The 18074-nt window shown below is 68.8% G+C and carries 10 protein-coding genes, 1 tRNA gene and 1 rRNA gene; 1 reads left to right on the top strand and 11 read right to left on the bottom strand.

All coding sequences use genetic code 11. The annotated features are described in order from the left end of the window. Window positions 1-74: 74 nt before the first annotated feature. From AC5P09_RS18645 to AC5P09_RS18610, 8 genes are all read right to left on the bottom strand, one after another. The gene (locus AC5P09_RS18645) at window positions 75-455 is read right to left on the bottom strand and encodes a helix-turn-helix domain-containing protein (protein WP_003993396.1); all 381 of its coding nucleotides are present in this window, start codon (window positions 453-455) and stop codon (window positions 75-77) included. Window positions 456-564: 109 nt separating this feature from the next. Then, complete coding sequence (locus tag AC5P09_RS18640; protein ID WP_493874962.1) at window positions 565-1122, bottom strand: CinA family protein; 558 nt, start codon at window positions 1120-1122, stop codon at window positions 565-567. After that, window positions 1119-1913 carry a CDP-diacylglycerol--glycerol-3-phosphate 3-phosphatidyltransferase gene (pgsA, locus tag AC5P09_RS18635; protein ID WP_493874961.1) on the bottom strand — a complete coding sequence of 265 codons (795 nt, stop codon included), beginning with the start codon at window positions 1911-1913 and terminating at the stop codon, window positions 1119-1121. Before pgsA ends, AC5P09_RS18640 begins: the two co-directional genes overlap by 4 nt. Beyond that, window positions 1910-3382 carry a 30S ribosomal protein S12 methylthiotransferase RimO gene (gene rimO / locus AC5P09_RS18630; RefSeq protein ID WP_493874960.1) on the bottom strand — a complete coding sequence of 491 codons (1473 nt, stop codon included), beginning with the start codon at window positions 3380-3382 and terminating at the stop codon, window positions 1910-1912. The genes pgsA and rimO overlap by 4 nt, the downstream gene beginning before the upstream one ends. 85 nt (window positions 3383-3467) lie before the next feature. After that, complete coding sequence (locus tag AC5P09_RS18625) at window positions 3468-4307, bottom strand: helix-turn-helix domain-containing protein (protein ID WP_493874959.1); 840 nt, start codon at window positions 4305-4307, stop codon at window positions 3468-3470. 234 nt (window positions 4308-4541) lie between these two features. After that, window positions 4542-7244, bottom strand: a complete 2703-nt coding sequence (locus AC5P09_RS18620) for a DNA translocase FtsK (RefSeq protein WP_493874958.1) — start codon at window positions 7242-7244, stop codon at window positions 4542-4544. Between the two features lie 124 nt (window positions 7245-7368). Then, the gene (locus tag AC5P09_RS18615) at window positions 7369-8052 is read right to left on the bottom strand and encodes a response regulator (protein WP_493874957.1); all 684 of its coding nucleotides are present in this window, start codon (window positions 8050-8052) and stop codon (window positions 7369-7371) included. A gap of 318 nt (window positions 8053-8370) precedes the next feature. After that, window positions 8371-13863: a HAMP domain-containing protein gene (locus AC5P09_RS18610; RefSeq protein ID WP_493874956.1), complete on the bottom strand. Its 5493-nt coding sequence runs from the start codon at window positions 13861-13863 to the stop codon at window positions 8371-8373. Window positions 13864-14239: 376 nt separating this feature from the next. Between AC5P09_RS18610 and AC5P09_RS18605 the strand changes: the two genes are divergently transcribed. Next, complete coding sequence (locus AC5P09_RS18605; protein ID WP_307677660.1) at window positions 14240-16993, top strand: SpoIIE family protein phosphatase; 2754 nt, start codon at window positions 14240-14242, stop codon at window positions 16991-16993. 67 nt (window positions 16994-17060) lie between these two features. Here AC5P09_RS18605 and AC5P09_RS18600 read toward each other — a convergent pair. From AC5P09_RS18600 to rrf, 3 genes are all read right to left on the bottom strand, one after another. After that, window positions 17061-17136: transfer RNA gene (locus AC5P09_RS18600), tRNA-Thr, on the bottom strand. Window positions 17137-17224: 88 nt separating this feature from the next. Then, window positions 17225-17887 carry a DegT/DnrJ/EryC1/StrS family aminotransferase gene (locus tag AC5P09_RS18595; RefSeq protein WP_307680232.1) on the bottom strand — a complete coding sequence of 221 codons (663 nt, stop codon included), beginning with the start codon at window positions 17885-17887 and terminating at the stop codon, window positions 17225-17227. 114 nt (window positions 17888-18001) lie between these two features. Continuing rightward, a 5S ribosomal RNA gene (gene rrf, locus AC5P09_RS18590) occupies window positions 18002-18074 on the bottom strand; the annotation flags it as partial.

The following is an 18074-nucleotide window of genomic DNA, read 5'->3' as shown; positions in this document are numbered from 1 at the left end:
CACTTCTTCAGCGCAAGCGCAATCGGACGCGATCAGCGCACGTCAACGTCGGCGCGAGCAGATCCGCGCGAGCGTCACGCGGCCACCACGTCCACCGCTTCGGCGGGCGCCTTGATCGTCACCCGTTCCGGTGGCACACCGGTCACCGAGACGGAACCCAGCATCGGGCGAACCGGCGTCGGCACAGGCTCGCTGGGGGTGGCCGCAGCAGACTGGGCCAGCTCGGCGAGGGCGAGCTCGTCGCTCACTTCCCGCATGAGCTCGGACATCCGTACGTCCAGCGCGTCGCAGATGGCGGAGAGCAGCTCGGAGGAAGCCTCCTTCTGCCCCCGCTCCACCTCGGAGAGATAGCCGAGTGAGACTCGGGCGGACGAGGAGACTTCGCGCAGAGTACGGCCCTGGCGTTGGCGCTGCCGACGCAGCACGTCACCCAACAGGCGACGGAGCAGAATCATCGGTGGCTCCCTCCTCGGACCGCGTAGCCGCATCCTTCTCGCCCCACCGTACCGCCTTGCGCCGCGGCCGTGCGGGGAGCGATGTCGTGTTCACTCAGGGCTGCAAACATCAAAACCCCCCGTTCCGTTCCGTATCCTGTGTCCGCTCATTCCCGGTCAGTTCGCTCGCAAGCCCCTCCAGGAGCAGTGCGAGTACGCTCCGTACACTCTCCATACGAATTTCCGCACGGTCGCCGTTCAACCGCAGTGCGGTCACTTTCCCGCCACCGATTGCGCCGGAAGACTCCGCGAGGGGCCCGTCGACGGCCACGAAAACCGTGCCGACGGGCTTGCCGTCCTGCGGTTCCGGACCGGCGACGCCGGTGGTCGCGATGCCCCAGTCGGCGCCGAGCGCCTTGCGCACTCCGGCCGCCATCTGGCCCGCGACCTGCGGATCCACGGCCCCGCGCGCCGCCAGCAGAGTGGCGTCCACGCCCAGCAGTTCATGCTTCAGTTCGGTGGCGTAGGCGGTCACCGAACCTCGAAAGGCCTTGGAGGCCCCACGGACCGCTGTGATTTCCGCCGCGACCAAACCGCCCGTGAGCGACTCGGCAACGGCGAGCGTCTCACCCTTCACGGTGAGTAGTCGTACCACTGCTACGGCCACGTCCGCGGCCGGGGAACTCACGCTTCCGTCTCCTCCAACGCCGCCTTGCGCTCGGCGATTCCCTGCCGGCGCAGCACAATGGCCTGTCTCACATAGTCCAGCCCCGTCACGACGGTCAGCACGACCGCGGCCGCCATCACCCAGAACCTCAGGGTGGCCAGCCATCCCGTCAGTGCCAGGACGTACATCCCCACGGCCACGCCCTGCGTGAGGGTCTTCAGCTTGCCGCCGCGGCTGGCGGGAATGACGCCGTACCGGATGACCACGAAACGCAACAGCGTGATCCCGAGTTCCCGGCCGAGGATGACGCCCGTCACCCACCACGGCAGGTCACCGAGCGCGGACAGACAGATCAGCGCCGCCCCCATGATCGCCTTGTCGGCGATGGGGTCGGCGATCTTCCCGAAGTCGGTGACGAGGTTGTACGTGCGTGCCAGATGCCCGTCGAACAGGTCGGTGATCATGGCGACCGCGAAGGCCGCCCAGGCGAACGAGCGCCACGCCGGGTCGTAGCCGCCGTCGGCGAGCATCAGCGCGACGAAACCGGGCACGAGAAGCAGCCGGAGCATGGTCAGCAGATTGGCGATGTTCCAGACACTGGCCTGATTGACGGCGGCGGCCGTCAGCTTCCCACCACGCGCCGACTTCCCACCGGAGTCAGCACCAGAGGCACCAGGAGTACCAGAAGCACTAAGCGCACCAGAAGCACCGGAGACGGCACCGGACGCGGACGCGGCACCCGAAGCCGTGCCCGCGGCCGCACCCTTCGCAGCGGAGGAGCCACCCGCAGCGGACGCCGGGACTCCGGTCATCTGCCTGCCTCCTCACTCCACGCGGGCGAGCCCTGCAGCGGCTCGGCCACCAGGTCGACACCTTCGGTACCGACTACCTTCGCCTCGACCATACGACCGACACTCAGGCCCTCGCCGCTCGTGAGCAGCACCTGGCCGTCGGTCTCGGGCGCCTGGTGCGCCCCACGGCCGTACACGCCCTCCACGGAGTCCACCGACTCCACGAGCACCTGCACGGTCTCGCCGACACGCTCCTCGGCCCGCTGCGAGACGAGTTCTTCCGCGAGTCGGGAGACGCGGGCCAGCCGCTCGGCGACGACGTCCTCGTCGACCTTGTTCTCGTACGTCGCCGCTTCGGTGCCGTCCTCGTCGGAGTACCCGAAGACGCCGATGGCGTCCAGCCTCGCGCCGTTCAGGAAGCGCTCCAGCTCGGCCAGATCGGCCTCGCTCTCACCGGGGAAGCCCACGATGAAGTTGGAGCGCACGCCGGCCTGGGGTGCCTTGCTCCGGATGGTGTCGAGCAGCTCCAGGAAGCGGTCGGTGTCGCCGAAGCGGCGCATCGCGCGCAGCACGTCGGGGGCGGAGTGCTGGAAGGACAGGTCGAAGTAGGGCATGACCTTGGGCGTGGACGTCAGCACGTCGATGAGCCCGGGCCGCATCTCGGCGGGCTGGAGGTAGCTCACCCGCACCCGCTCGATGCCGTCGACCTCGGCGATCTCGGGCAGCAGGGACTCGAGCAGGCGGATGTCGCCCAGGTCCTTGCCGTACGAGGTGTTGTTCTCGGAGACCAGCATGATCTCCTTGACGCCCTGCTCGCCCAGCCACCGCGCCTCGTTCAGCACGTCGCTGGGGCGGCGCGAGATGAAGGAGCCGCGGAAGGACGGGATGGCGCAGAAGGAGCAGCGCCGGTCGCAGCCGGAGGCGAGCTTCACCGAGGCGACCGGGGCGCCGTCCAGACGGCGGCGCAGGGGCGCACGGGGACCGGAGGCCGGAGCGAGCCCCTCCGGCAGGTCGGCCGCGGCGCCGTGCCCGGGCAGGGCGACGTCGGAGACCGACTGCCGCTCGGCGGGGCTGATCGGCAGCAGCTTGCGCCGGTCGCGCGGGGTGTGGGAGGCGTGGATTCCGCCGTTCAGAATGGTCTGCAGCCGGTCGGAGATGTCGGTGTAGTCGTCGAAGCCGAGCACGCCGTCGGCCTCCGGGAGGGCCTCCGCGAGATCCTTGCCGTACCGCTCGGCCATGCAGCCCACCGCCACGACGGCCTGGGTTCTGCCGTGCCCCTTGAGGTCGTTGGCCTCCAGGAGGGCGTCGACGGAGTCCTTCTTGGCGGCGTCGACGAAGCCGCACGTGTTGACGACGGCCACGTCCGCGTCCGAGGCGTCCTCCACGAGGTGCCAGCCGTCCGCCTCCAAGCGGCCTGCCAGCTCCTCCGAGTCCACCTCGTTACGGGCGCAGCCAAGAGTGACGAGTGCGACGGTACGGCGTTCAGGCATGGGCTCAAGACTACTTCGTCCCACTGACACCCCACGTCGACGGGGTTGGCCGATCTTGGCCAACCCCGTCCGTACCCGTCCGGTCCTAACCGACCTGAGGGTCGCCCTTCGTATAGGTGAGCCGCTCCACGGCCCCCGGCTGCCAGTCCTCGTCGATCTTCTTGCCGTTCACATACAGCTGGATCGCCCCGGCGTCGCCGAGGACGAGGTTGACCTTCTGGCTGTCCTGGAAGGTCTTGGACTCGCCCTGCTTGAGCAGTCCGTCGAACAGGCTCCGCCCGTTGTGGTCCTTGGCGGAGATCCAGCTCTTTCCATCGGCGGCGCTGACCTGGACGGTCACCTTGTCCTGGGGCGCGGCGGCGATGGCGCTGTCCGAGGGCACCGGCTCGGTGTCCTCGGGCTTGTCGTTCTTCGGCGTGGGCGAGGCGTTCTTGCTGGTCGAGGGCTTGGAGCCCTCGGCGACCTGCGTCTTGCCGCCTTCATCGTCACCGCCGCTGAAGGCGGTGAACCCGACGAAGCCGACCACGGCGACGATCGCGGCGACCATGGCCGCGGTCCAGTTGGGCCCGCGCCGCTCCGGACGGATGCGTTCCGCCTCGAACAGCGGAGCGGCCGGGGTCGGCGCCGGACGCCCGCCGTGATCGTCGTCGTACTGGGCGAGCAGCGGGGCGGGATCGAGACGGACGGCCTTGGCCAGGGTCCGGATGTGACCGCGGGCGTAGACGTCGCCGCCACAGGGGTCGAAGTCGTCCGCCTCGATGGCGTGCACGATGGCGATGCGGACCCGGGTGGCGGAACTGACGTCGTCGACGGTCAGTCCGGCCGCGATACGCGCCTGCTGGAGGGCACGACCGATCGAGGGGCGGGCTTCCTCACGGTCGTCTTCGAACGGACGCTCGTCTTCAGGGGAGTTGCCGAGGGACACGGGGGCGCCTTTCGAGCGTTTTAGCCGCCTGTGCTGGAGGTTCAGTCTATGGGGGGTAAGAAAGGGTGGGGCAACCGGGCGGTGGCACTTTGTACGCCATCGGAATGGCCGGACACGCCGATGGTGGGGCAGCAGCTTGTCGCTTCCCTCAACTTGACGTACGCGGAAGGGAAACGGTTGCTCAATGATCCCTTACGGGTGAGTCACGATTGAACAGCGGCCTTGGGACTCCCTTTAAGCCTCCCCGCGGATCACCGCGAGCACTCCGTCCAGTTCGTCAGCCTTCACAAGAACATCACGAGCCTTGGAGCCTTCGCTCGGCCCGACGATCCCCCGGGACTCCATGAGGTCCATGAGCCGACCCGCCTTGGCGAACCCGACCCGCAGCTTCCGCTGCAGCATGGACGTCGACCCGAACTGCGTGGAGACGACCAGTTCGGCGGCCTGGCACAGCAGGTCGAGGTCGTCGCCGATCTCCTCGTCGATCTCCTTCTTCTGCTTGGTGCCCACGGTGACGTCGTCCCGGAAGACCGGCGCCATCTGGTCCTTGCAGTGCTGGACGACCGTCGCGACCTCCTCCTCGGTCACGAAGGCACCCTGCATACGGGTGGGCTTGTTCTGACCCATCGGCAGATACAGCCCGTCACCCTTGCCGATCAGCTTCTCGGCACCGGGCTGGTCGAGGATGACCCGCGAGTCGGCGAGCGAGGAGGTGGCGAAGGCGAGGCGCGAGGGCACGTTCGCCTTGATCAGCCCGGTGACGACATCGACCGACGGCCGCTGCGTCGCGAGGACCAGGTGGATGCCGGCCGCGCGCGCGAGCTGCGTGATGCGCACGATCGAGTCCTCGACGTCCCGCGGGGCGACCATCATCAGGTCGGCGAGCTCGTCGACGATCACCAGCAGATACGGATACGGCTGGAGCTCCCGCTCACTGCCCTCCGGCGACTTCACCTTGCCGCTGCGCACGGCCTCGTTGAAGTCGTCGATGTGCCGGTAGCCGTACGCCGCCAGATCGTCGTACCGAAGATCCATCTCCCGTACGACCCACTGGAGCGCCTCGGCGGCCCGCTTCGGGTTGGTGATGATCGGCGTGATCAGGTGCGGGATGCCCTCGTACGCGGTCAGCTCGACACGTTTGGGGTCGACGAGGACCATGCGGACGTCCTCGGGAGTCGCGCGGACCATGATCGACGTGATCAGGCAGTTGATGCAGGACGACTTACCGGAACCGGTGGCTCCGGCAACCAGCACGTGCGGCATCTTCGCGAGGTTGGCCATCACATAGCCGCCCTCGACGTCCTTGCCGAGCGCGACCAGCATCGGGTGGTCGTCCTCGGCGGCCGCGGCGAGGCGCAGCACGTCACCGAGGTTGACCATCTCCCGGTCGGTGTTCGGGATCTCGATGCCCACCGCGGACTTGCCGGGGATCGGGCTGATGATCCGTACGTCCGGACTGGCGACGGCGTACGCGATGTTCTTGGTCAGCGCGGTGATCCGCTCGACCTTCACGGCGGGGCCGAGCTCGACCTCGTAGCGCGTGACCGTCGGCCCGCGGGTGAAGCCGGTGACGGCGGCGTCGACCTTGAACTCGGAGAAGACGGTCGTGAGCGAGGCGACGACCGCGTCGTTCGCGGCGCTGCGGGACTTGCCGGGGCCCCCGCGCGTGAGGAGGTCGAGCGAGGGCAGCGCGTAGGTGATGTCGCCGGACAGCTGCAGCTGCTCGGCGCGCGCCGGGAGCTCGCGGGGCACGTCGGGCGCGGACTTGGTGAGGTCCGCGACCCCCACGTCGAGCTTCTCCTGCTTGGGACGCGCGGCCGGGACCGGCGTGGGAGTCGGGGTCGGCTCCTCGCGCTCCCCCACGCTGACGCCCTGGGTGAGGTCGGCGACGATCGGCGAGGGCGGCATGCCGTGCAGCACGGCCCCGTCGAGCGCGGCGGCGGCGGCCGCGGCGACGTCCACGGCGTCCATGGGACGGTCCAGATCGGGCTGCGGCACCGCGGAGCGCCGGGGGCGGCCACGACGCCGCGAGAGGGCCTCCTGCTCCGCCCCGTCGGGGTCGTACGCCGCGGCGGCCGGGCCGCGTCTGCGAGGGCGCGCGGGCACGGCGTCGCGCCACTGGTCGTCGTAGCGCTCGTCGTCCTCCCCGAACTCGTCCTCGGCCGGGTCGTGCACGATGCCGAGCCGCACCCCGAGCAGCCGCAGCCGCTGCGGGATGGCGTTGACGGGGGTGGCCGTGACGACCAGCAGCCCGAAGATCGTCAGCAGCGCGAGCAGCGGTACCGCGAGGACCTCGCCCATGGTGTACGTCAGCGGGGTCGCCGCTCCCCAGCCGATGAGGCCGCCGGCATCCCGTATCGCCTGCATGCCCTCACCGCGCGCGGGCGAGCCGCAGGCGATGTGGACCTGGCCGAGCACGCCGATGACGAGCGCGGACAGGCCGATCACGATGCGACCGTTGGCCTCGGGCTGTTCGGGGTGCCGGATGAACCGTACGGCGATGACCGCGAGCAGTATCGGCACGAGCAGGTCGAGCCGGCCGAAGGCGCCCGTCACCAGCATTTCGACGAGGTCGCCGACGGGACCACGCAGGTTGGACCAGGTCCCGGCGGCGACGATCAGTCCGAGGCCGAGCAGCAGCAGCGCGACGCCGTCCTTGCGGTGCGCCGGGTCGAGGTTCTTCGCGCCCTGCCCTATCCCGCGGAACACCGCGCCGACGGCGTGCGCGACGCCGAGCCACAGCGCGCGCACGAGCCGGTAGATGCCCCCGGTAGGGCTGGGCGCCGGCTTCGGCGGCGCGGCTTTCTTCGCCGCGGCCTTCTTGGCGGGCGCCTTTTTGGCGGGCGCCTTCTTCGCAGCGGCCTTCTTCGCCGGAGCCTTCGCCGGAGCGGCCGCCTTCTTGGCGGGCTTCTTGGCTGCGGAGGGACGTGAGGCCATAGGTGTGAGGTTACCGGTGGAGACGACAGCGGACACGTGTGCCTACTGCTTCACCCGTTCGTGTCGCCCTTGAAGGGGAGCTGAACTGACGCGCGTTCACGCACAACGACGCCTGTGGGAGGCGTCAGTTCTGCGAAGGCACCGAGGGAGAACTTCCCGTCCCGGGCTCCAGCGCGTCGAGCGCCCGCCGCAACCCCGTGAGTTTGCGTTCGAGATGGGCCGCCGTGGCGACCGCCGCCGCATCCGCGGAGTCGTCGTCCAGTTGCTTCGACAGCGCCTCGGCCTGCTCCTCCACCGCCGCCAGCCGCGCCGACAGCTCGGCGAGCAGCCCTGCCGGCTCCTTCGCGTCCCCGGCCGACGCCTTGCCGCCGCCGCCCTCCAACTGGAGCCGCAGCAGCGCCGCCTGCTCCCTCAGCTGGCAGTTCTTCATATACAGCTCGACGAAGACGGAGACCTTGGCGCGCAGCACCCAGGGGTCGAACGGCTTGGAGATGTAGTCGACCGCGCCCGCCGCGTAGCCGCGGAACGTGTGGTGCGGTCCGTGGTTGATCGCGGTGAGGAAGATGATCGGGATGTCCCGGGTGCGTTCTCGCCGCTTGATGTGCGCGGCCGTTTCGAAGCCGTCCATACCCGGCATCTGGACGTCCAGCAGAATGACCGCGAAGTCGTCCGTGAGCAGTGCTTTGAGCGCTTCCTCCCCGGACGATGCCCGCACCAGTGTCTGATCGAGCGCAGAGAGGATGGCCTCCAGCGCGAGCAGATTCTCCGGCCGGTCATCGACCAGGAGGATCTTGGCCTTCTGCACCATGGCCCGCCCTCCTCGCCCCGGCGTGGGGCCTCCCCTGTCCGCAGGACTTGGGGTGACGCCGACCGGCGCCGCCCCAGGGGACGACTCCCTTGCGCCGCCCGTCCTTGTGCCGGTCATCGTAGCCGCACCCCGCCCGTCGCCACACCCTGTCACCGCGATGTCACTGTGCACGTAGCAGAAACGCGGCGGGAGACCAGAAGGTTCCCCGAATCCCGTACTTCTACACGGCTTCGGCCACCCAGAGTCAGCAACTCCGGGTACTCGCCGAAGGTTCCCGCCACATCCGCACGAAGCCCACGCATTGCCCGACTGATCCCGTCACTCGCCACGCATCCACTGGTCCATCACCGTCAGCAGGTGATCGGGGTCGACCGGCTTGGTCACGTAGTCGGAGGCGCCCGACTCGATCGCCTTCTCCCGGTCGCCCTTCATCGCCTTCGCTGTCAGCGCGATGATCGGCAGCCCGGCGAACTGCGGCATCCTGCGGATCGCCGTCGTCGTCGCATAGCCGTCCATCTCGGGCATCATGATGTCCATCAGGACGACCGCCACGTCTTCGTGCTGCTCCAGGACCTCGATGCCCTCGCGACCGTTCTCGGCGTACAGCACGGACAGCCCGTGCTGTTCGAGGACGCTGGTCAGCGCGAAGACGTTGCGGATGTCGTCGTCGACGATCAGCACCTTTTCACCGCCGAACCGGATGCCGCGGCGCGACTTCGGCGTCGTCTGCTGCTCCGCCGCCACGGGCCACTGCTCCTGCTGCGCGAGACGCTGCTCGATCTCCGGCACGGGCCGCCGACGGCGCCTGAAGAGCGCCGCGGCACCGTTCTGCGTCTCCCGGTACGACCTCACCTCGGCCGGCGTCTCGACCTCCGCGTCGGACAGCTCGGTCGGCTCGTGCCGCCCCGAGGAGGAGGACCCCATCAGGTCACCGGCCTCCAGGGCGGGCGGCGTGAGCTGCTGATAGCCCTGCGGCGGCAGTTCGCTCGGATGCAGCGGCAAATACAGCGTGAACGTCGATCCGCGCCCAGGCTCGCTCTGCGCGTGGATCTCACCGCCCAGCAGCTGCGCGATCTCCCGCGAGATCGACAGCCCGAGGCCCGTACCGCCGTACTTGCGGCTCGTCGTACCGTCCGCCTGCTTGAACGCCTCGAAGATCACCCGCATCTTGCTGGCCGCGATCCCGATCCCCGTATCCGTCACGGAGAACGCGATCAGGTCGGCGTCCGCGTCACGCAGCGAACCCGCCTCCAGGAGCTGCTCCCTGATCGCCACCGGCACATCCCGGCCGGCGGGCCGGATGACCAGCTCGACAGCCCCGGAGTCGGTGAACTTCACCGCGTTGGACAGCAGGTTGCGCAGCACCTGAAGGAGCCGCTGCTCGTCGGTGTGCAGCGTGGCCGGCAGCTCCGGCGACACCCGTACGGACAGGTCCAGGCCCTTCTCCGCGGTCAGCGGCCGGAAGGTGGCCTCCACGTAGTCCACGAGCTGGACGAGCGCGATGCGCGTCGGGGAGACGTCCATCTTGCCCGCCTCGACCTTCGACAGGTCGAGGATGTCGTTGATCAGCTGGAGCAGGTCGGAACCGGCCCCGTGGATCGTCTCGGCGAACTCGACCTGCTTCGGCGAGAGATTCCCCTCCGCGTTGTCGGCGAGCAGCTTGGCCAGGATCAGCAGCGAGTTGAGCGGTGTACGCAGTTCGTGCGACATGTTGGCGAGGAACTCGCTCTTGTAGCGCATCGACACGGCGAGCTGCTCGGCGCGCTCCTCCAGGACCTGCCGCGCCTCCTCGATCTCGGTGTTCTTCACCTCGATGTCGCGGTTCTGCTGGGCCAGCAGCTCCGCCTTCTCCTCGAGTTCGGCGTTGGACGCCTGGAGGGCCTTCTGCCGGTTCTCCAACTCCTCCGACCGCTCGCGAAGTTGCTCGGTCAGCTCCTGCGACTGCTTCAGCAGCACCTCCGTCTTGGTGTTGACGGAGATGGTGTTGACGCTGGTCGCGATCATCTCGGCGATCTGATTGAGGAAGTCCTTCTGGATCTGCGTAAAGGGAGTGAAGGAGGCCAACTCGATGACACCGAGCACCTTGCCCTCGAACAGCACCGGGAGGACGATCACCTGCGCGGGCGGCGCCTCTCCGAGGCCGGAGGAGATCTTCAGATAGCCACTGGGCGCGTTCTCCACGAGGATCGTGCGCTTCTCCTCGGCGGCCGTCCCGATCAGCGCCTCGCCCGGCCTGAACGACGTCGGCATGGAGCCCATCGAGTAGCCGTACGACCCCAGCATCCGCAGCTCGTACTGTTCCTCCGCCTCGGCGCTCAGGTCCTTGCCGTCCAGGAGCGGCATGGCGACGAAGAACGCGCCGTGCTGCGCGGTCACCACCGGCGTCAGCTCGCTCATGATCAGCGAGGCCACGTCGGCCAGATCACGGCGGCCCTGCATCAGTGCGGAGATGCGGGCGAGGTTGCCCTTGAGCCAGTCCTGCTCCTTGTTGGCGATCGTGGTGTCGCGCAGGTTGGCGATCATCTTGTTGATGTAGTCCTGGAGTTCCTGGATCTCGCCCGAGGCGTCCACGTCGATCTTCAGGTTCAGGTCGCCACGGGTCACCGCGGTCGCCACGCGCGCGATGGCACGCACCTGCCGGGTCAGGTTCCCGGCCATCTCGTTCACCGACTCGGTGAGGTCGCGCCAGGTTCCGTCGACATCACGCACGCGTGCCTGACCGCCCAGCTGGCCCTCCGTACCCACCTCGCGGGCGACTCGGGTGACCTCCTCGGCGAACGACGACAGCTGATCAACCATCGTGTTGATCGTCGTCTTGAGTTCGAGGATCTCGCCACGAGCGTCAATGTCGATCTTCTTGGTCAGGTCACCCTTCGCGATGGCCGTGGTCACCATGGCGATGTTGCGCACCTGACCGGTCAGGTTGGACGCCATCTGGTTCACCGACTCGGTGAGGTCCTTCCAGGTACCGGCCACTCCCGGCACCCGCGCCTGCCCGCCCAGGATGCCGTCCGTGCCCACCTCACGGGCCACCTTGGTGACCTGGTCGGCGAACGAACTCAGCGTCTTCACCATGGTGTTGAAGGTGTCCGCGAGCTGCGCGACCTCGCCGCGCGCCTCGATCGTCACCGTCCGCGTCAGGTCACCGTTGGCGACCGCCGACGCGACCTGGGAGATGTTGCGCACCTGCATGGTCAGGTTGTTGGCCATCAGGTTGACGTTGTCGGTGAGGTCCTTCCAGATGCCCGTGACGCCCGACGCGTGGGCCTGACCGCCGAGGATGCCCTCCGTGCCCACCTCGCGCGCCACCCGCGTCACCTGCTCCGCGAAGGACGACAGCTGGTCGACCATCGTGTTGACGGTGCTGACGAGTTCGAGGATCTCGCCCTTCGCGTCGACGGTGATCTTCTTCGACAGGTCGCCCTTGGCGACCGCGGTCGTGACCTCGGCGATGTTGCGCACCTGGATGGTCAGGTTGTTCGCCATGAAGTTCACGGACTGCGTAAGGTCCTTCCAGGTGCCGGAGACACCCTGCACCTCGGCCTGACCGCCGAGGATGCCCTCCGTACCCACCTCGCGCGCCACCCGCGTCACCTGGTCGGCGAAGCTCGACAGCTGGTCCACCATCGTGTTGAGGGTGTTCTTCAGCTCCAGGATCTCTCCGCGCGCGTCGACGTCGATCTTCTGCGACAGGTCACCCCGGGCCACCGCCGTCGCGACCTGCGCGATGTTGCGCACCTGGGCGGTCAGGTTCCCCGCCATGCCGTTCACGGAATCGGTCAGGTCACGCCACACACCGGCGACGCCGGGCACCTGCGCCTGCCCGCCGAGCCGGCCCTCCGTACCCACCTCGCGGGCGACCCGGGTCACCTGGTCGGCGAAGGCGGAGAGCTGGTCGACCATCGTGTTGATGGTGTTCTTCAGCTCCAGGATCTCGCCGCGCGCGTCGACGTCGATCTTCTGCGACAGGTCACCCCGGGCCACCGCCGTCGTCACCTGAGCGATCTGCCGCACCTGCGAGGTGAGGTTGCCGCCCATGAAGTTGACGGAGTCGGTGAGCTCCTTCCACGTGCCGGACACTCCCGGCACCACGGCCTGACCGCCCAGCCGTCCCTCGGTGCCCACGTCCCGGGCCATCCGCGTCACCTGGTCGGCGAAGGCCGACAGCTGATCCACCATCGTGTTCACGGTGTTCTTCAGCTGGAGCATCTCGCCGGAGACGTCCACGGTGACCTTCTGCGACAGGTCACCGTTGGCCACGGCCGTGGTCACCTGGGCGATGTTCCTCACCTGTCCGGTGAGATTCCGGAACGCGGTGTTGACGGAGTCGGTCAGGTCCTTCCACGTGCCGGCGGCCCCGGGCACCTGCGCCTGCCCGCCCAGCTCACCCTCGACCCCGACCTCACGCGCCACGCGCGTGACCTCGGCACCGAACGCGGACAGCTGGTCCACCATCCCGTTGACGGTGTTCTTCAGCTCCAGCATCTCGCCGGCCACGTTCACGGTGACCTTCTGCGAGAGGTCACCGTTGGCCACGGCCGTCGTCACGGCCGCGATGTCCCGCACCTGCGTGGTGAGGTTCCGGAAGACCGTGTTCACCGAATCGGTGAGGTCCTTCCACGTCCCCGCCGCACCCGGCACGTTCGCCTGCCCGCCGAGCTGCCCCTCGGCACCGACCTCGTTGGCCACCCGCGTGACCTCGTCCGCGAAGATCCGCAGCGTCTCGGTCATCTGGTTGATCGTGTCCGCGAGCTGCGCCACCTCGCCGCGCGCCGAGACCGTCACCTTCTGCGACAGGTCACCGCTGGCGACCGCGGTCGTCACCTGGGAGATCCCGCGCACCTGGGCCGTCAGATTGCCGGCCATCAGGTTCACCGAATCGGTGAGGTCCTTCCACACACCGGCCACACCGGGCACCTGCGCCTGCCCGCCCAGCTCGCCCTCGACACCCACCTCGCGCGCGACCCGCGTCACCTCGGAGGAGAACGACGACAGCTGGTCCACCATGGTGTTGACGGTGTTCTTGAGCTCCAGCATCTCGCCGGCCACATGAACCGTGACCTTCCGGGACAAGTCACCCTTGGCGACCGCCGTCGTCACCAGCGCGATGTCCCGCACCTGAGCCGTCAGCCGGTACGCCATCGTGTTGACGGACTCCGTCAGGTCCTTCCACGAACCCGACATACCGCGCACCCGGGCCTGCCCGCCCAGCTTGCCCTCGGTACCCACCTCGCTGGCCACCCGTGTGACCTCGTCGGTGAACGTCGACAGCTGGTCGACCAGATTGTTGACGGTCCGCCCGACCTTCAGGAACTCCCCGCGCAACGGATGCCCGGTCCCGTCCGGCGCCTGCGTCCGCAGCTCCATGCGCGGCGACAGATCACCCTCCGCCACCGCGGACAGCACCCGACTGACCTCGGAGACAGGCCGTACGAGATCGTCGACCAGCGCGTTCGAAGCGTCGATGGCGGCCGCCCAGGAGCCCTCTGAGGCACCTGTTTCCAGCCGTTCCGTGAGCTTTCCCTCACGCCCCACCATGCGCCGGACCCGCGACAATTCACCCGTCAAATGGAGATTCCGGTCGGCCACCTCGTTGAAAACCGCGGCGATCTCCGACATCACGCCGTCACCGGACACGGTGAGCCGCTTGCGGAAGTTCCCGTCACGCATCGACACGAGAGCCGCCAGCAGCCTGTTCAGGGCAGCCGTATCCACCGCGGTGGTGCCATTGCGCGGTTTGCGCTGGTTACTCAGGGACTGTCCGCCTTTCGCGCGCGTCTTAGTGCCCCGCGTCGCTGCGCCAGACTCCACTGTGTCCCTCCCGCAGGGGTCGACCGTTACTGCTGTGCTCAGGTGTTACTGCTCGGCTTCTCGGTTGCTGCTGCTTATCCATGCCCGCTGTATCAGGCCACACCCGGGGCTGCTGCCCACCGTGTGCACATCACACTCAGCCTGCCAGTACCTTCACCAGAAGCTTGCCCAGTGTTTCACCCTGGCCGAACCAGGCCATAACAGTTCGGCAGCTTCGCACATCGTCCGCACACCCTCCGGACGGAAACACTGCAGACCGGCATCCGCATGGACGGGGAAGGTAAGTAACCTTGCATGCGGCTGTCCAGCCGCGCCGGTCCGTCCGGCCTGGGCGGTGGCACAAGAACGAGCGGGCATCGGAGGGGCGGCCGCACACATGACCACCGGACTGATCCCTGGGGGACAGCCCCCGGACCCCCGGCCGACCAGCGGCCTGCCGCATCAGCGGCACGAGCTCGCCGGCCAGGGAGCCCTGCACGTCGACAACCGGCCGAGGAGTTCTGTGATCACCGCGCGCGCGGCCGCCAGCTTCGAGCCCGTCGGGCGATCGGTCGCGAGCGCCCGCGCCTTCGTCCGCGACACCCTCCAGGGCTGGGGCTTCGCCGACATCATCGACGACGCAGTGGTCCTCACCAGCGAACTGGTGACCAACGCCGTGGTGCACGCCGGCACCTCCGCCGACGTGTTGTGTCTACGAAGCGACGACGGCGTACGCGTCGAGGTCGCCGACCGCTATCCGGAACGCGAGATCCCGCTCCAGGGCCAGGCCGTCGACATGGGCAGCCCCGACCGCGAGGGCGGCCGCGGCCTCCAACTGTGCGCGGCGCTGGCCGGCCACTGGGGCGTGGAGTACACGCCCACACACAAGCAGGTCTGGTTCCAGCTCGACCTCCCCGAACGCCCGGTGGGCACCCGCGCCGCGGGCCCCGCACTGCCCGCCGACCTCCTGCCGCTGGCCGACGGCCGCGTCCGAGTCGCCGTGGTCCAGATCGACCGCACCGGCGCCCTCACGTCCTGGAACGAGGACGCCGAGGAACTCTTCGGCTACGCCGCCGAACAGGTCCTCGGCAAACCGCTGACCGACCTCGCCGCCTGGCCGCACACCCCGGGCACCAGCACCGGCATCGCGGAGGCCCTGCAACTCTCGCGCTGGGAGGGCAGTTACGGCATCAGGGCCGCCAACGGCCGGGTCAGCTCCGTGTACGCCTCCCACCTCCGCGTCCGCGACACGGGCGGCGAGCCCTCCACGGTCTGTCTCCTGGTCCGCGACCACGAACGGGCGGTCCTGCAGACGCCGTTGCGCGTCCCGGCCTCCGACACGAACACCGGGTCCGACGGCCAGAGCACCGACCCCTTCGAGGTGTTCATCGGCTCGCCGGCCCCGGACGACCTCGACGGCCTCCTCCAGCGCACGGTGGAACGCGCCCGCGACATGCTCGACGGCGACTCCGCCTTCCTGCTCCTGGCGACCGACGACGAAACGGAGTTGGAGGTCCGCGCCTCCACCGGCCTGCCCTCGGCCCGCCAGCGCTTCGCCCGCGTCCCCGTCGAGGCGGGCCCCGGCCGCTACGGCTCGGCCCGCATGCCGGCCGTCCACGACGACCTCACGGCCGTACCGGGCGCCGTACCGCTGCTGAGCGGCACCGGCATGCGCTCCGTCGTCACGGTGCCCCTGAAGGTGGAAGGCCGCCTCACCGGCTCACTCGGCGTCGCCGCCGAATCCCCCGGGAGATACTCGAACGAAGAAGCGCTGCGCCTCCAGTTCGCCGCCGACCGCATCGCCTTGGCGGTCGAATCCGCCCGCCTCGGCGAACTCGAACGCCTGCGCCGAGGCTCCCTGAGCTTCCTCGTCGAGGCCTCCGACCTCCTCGCCGGCACCCTGGACCGCGACCAGACGCTGGCCCTGATGGCCCAGATGACGGTCCCGACCCTGGCCACCTGGTGCGCGGTCTACACGATCGCCGACCAGGCCTCCGAGCCGTACCTGTCGTACGTCCTGCACGAGGACGAGGAACTGATCGACGGCATCAAGTCCCTGTTGTCGAAGGTCGCCCCGCCCGACCCGGTACCCACCCCCGGCGCCCGCGTCTGGTCGGCCCCCGGCGAGGCGGCCCACCAGGCCGCCCTGCGCAGCTCCATGCGCAGCCTCGGCATGAGCGGCGGCCCGCCGCACCAGGTCACGTCGGGCATCGGCCCCACCCTCGCCACGGCCTCCGCCGTCGGCGGCGAAACCGTGGTCCTCCCCCTCGTGGCCCGCAACCGGGTCATCGGCATGCTCACCCTCGGCAAGCCCACGGACGAGCACTTCCGCCAGGAAATCCTGGAACTGGCCGAGGACTTGTCCCGCCGGGCCGCCCTCGCCCTCGACAACGCCCGCCTCTACTCCGAGCGCACCGCCATCAGCCAGTCCCTCCAGCGCAGCCTCCTGCCGCCCGAACTCCCCGAGATCGACGGCGTCGAGGTCGAGGTCATCTACCGCGCGGCCGGCGAGGGCAACGAGGTTGGCGGCGACTTCTACGATCTCTTCCCGATCCGGGACGGCGCGTACGGCTTCGCCATCGGCGACGTCTGCGGCACGGGCCCGAACGCGGCGGCCGTCACAGGCCTGGCCCGCCACGCCCTCCGACTGCTGGCCAGGGAGGGCCTCAGCGGCCCCGCGGTCCTGGAGCGCCTGAACTCCGCGATCCTCGACGAGGGTGCCCGCAGCCGCTTCCTGACCCTCCTCTACGGCGAGTTGTGGCCCCAGGAGGACGGCAGCGCCCAGCTGAAGGTGGTCTGCGCCGGCCATCCCCTCCCGCTCCGCCTCCGCCAGGACGGCACCGTCGAACCGGCCGCCGAGCCCCAGCCGCTCCTCGGCGTCATGGAGGACCTCGAGCTCTACGAGCAGACGATCACCCTCGACCCGGGCGACGTCCTCCTCTGTGTCACGGACGGCGTCACCGAACGCCGTGAAGGCACCCGCATGCTGGGCGACGACGGCCTCGCCGACGTCCTCACGACCTGCACAGGCCTCACGGCAGGCGCGGTCGCCGCCCGCATCATGCGCGCGGTGGAACGCTTCGCGCAGGACGCCCCCTCCGACGACATGGCGATCCTGGCGATGCGCGTACCGGGCCTCCACAAGGACTGAAGGAACCGAAAGAGCGGAAGAGGACATGCGAAAGGCCCCCGCCCGTAAGGACGAGGGCCTTTTGTGCTGGAGCCCCCAAACGGAATCGAACCGTTGACCTTCTCCTTACCATGGAGACGCTCTACCGACTGAGCTATAGGGGCCAGTCACCTTTTCGAGGGATTTCCCCCCGCGGCAACGGAATAGATCATACCCCGAACAGACCCGTACCCCCAACCACCTCACGGGCCCTCAGAAAGCCGGCTGGAGCAGTCCCCCAAGGGCATTGCACGCCCCCACAATCCGCTGCATGTCCCGCTTGGTCAACGCGGCATCCACCGGAAGAGCGAGCGTCTCGTCCGCGGCCCGCTCGGTCTCCGGCAGGGACACGCACCGACGGTATTCGGGCAGCCGATGCACTGGCGTCTTCACCGGCACCCGGCACTCAACTCCCTTGGCCTGCACGGCCCGGGCAAAGGCGTCCCGATCCGGCCGCCCGTTCCCCGGTACCCGCACGACGTACTGCTGATAGGTGTGCCCGTCACCGCCATCAGGCGTCCGCACACCCCTCAACTTCGCATCGAGATACCCGGCCCGCTGCCTCCGCTGAGCGATCTCGTCGTACGGCTCCCCGGACTCCCCCTCCTGAAGCACAAGCAGCCCGTGCCGCTCCCCCACCCCGAGCAGCCGCACCATGTCGGCCGGCCGACCGAAGCGGTGTACGACAACGACGGCCGCGGTACGCGGAGTTATGGCCGCCTCGACAGCGGACGAGTCGAGGCAGTACGTCACCGGATCTATGTCGGCGAACACCGGAAGCGCCCCCGCCAGGACCACGGCCTCGGCGACTTCCACGTTCCCGAAGGCCGGCACGACAACCTCGTCACCGACTCCGACACCAGCGGCCCTGAGCATTGCAGCAGTACCCATGTCGACGATCGTGGTAGCGCAACGTGAACTTCAAGTGACGCACAACAAAAAAGGGCTGGACCCCGAACCGAAGTTCAGGATCCAACCCTTTGAAAAATTGTTCGGCGGCGTCCTACTCTCCCACAGGGTCCCCCCTGCAGTACCATCGGCGCTGTAAGGCTTAGCTTCCGGG

It is taken from the genome of Streptomyces sp. a15, assembly GCF_059026085.1.
Note: the sequence above shows the minus strand (reverse complement) of the source record. Positions and strands in the feature narration are given on the sequence as shown.

Coding starts and splice junctions, on each gene's coding strand:
- AC5P09_RS18605 (WP_307677660.1), top strand. CDS start 14,240: ATGACCACCGGACTGATCCCTGGGGGACAGCCCCCGGACCCCCGGCCG.
- pgsA (WP_493874961.1), bottom strand. CDS start 1,913: ATGACCGGAGTCCCGGCGTCCGCTGCGGGTGGCTCCTCCGCTGCGAAG.
- AC5P09_RS18595 (WP_307680232.1), bottom strand. CDS start 17,887: ATGCTCAGGGCCGCTGGTGTCGGAGTCGGTGACGAGGTTGTCGTGCCG.
- AC5P09_RS18615 (WP_493874957.1), bottom strand. CDS start 8,052: ATGGTGCAGAAGGCCAAGATCCTCCTGGTCGATGACCGGCCGGAGAAT.
- AC5P09_RS18645 (WP_003993396.1), bottom strand. CDS start 455: ATGATTCTGCTCCGTCGCCTGTTGGGTGACGTGCTGCGTCGGCAGCGC.
- rimO (WP_493874960.1), bottom strand. CDS start 3,382: ATGCCTGAACGCCGTACCGTCGCACTCGTCACTCTTGGCTGCGCCCGT.
- AC5P09_RS18620 (WP_493874958.1), bottom strand. CDS start 7,244: ATGGCCTCACGTCCCTCCGCAGCCAAGAAGCCCGCCAAGAAGGCGGCC.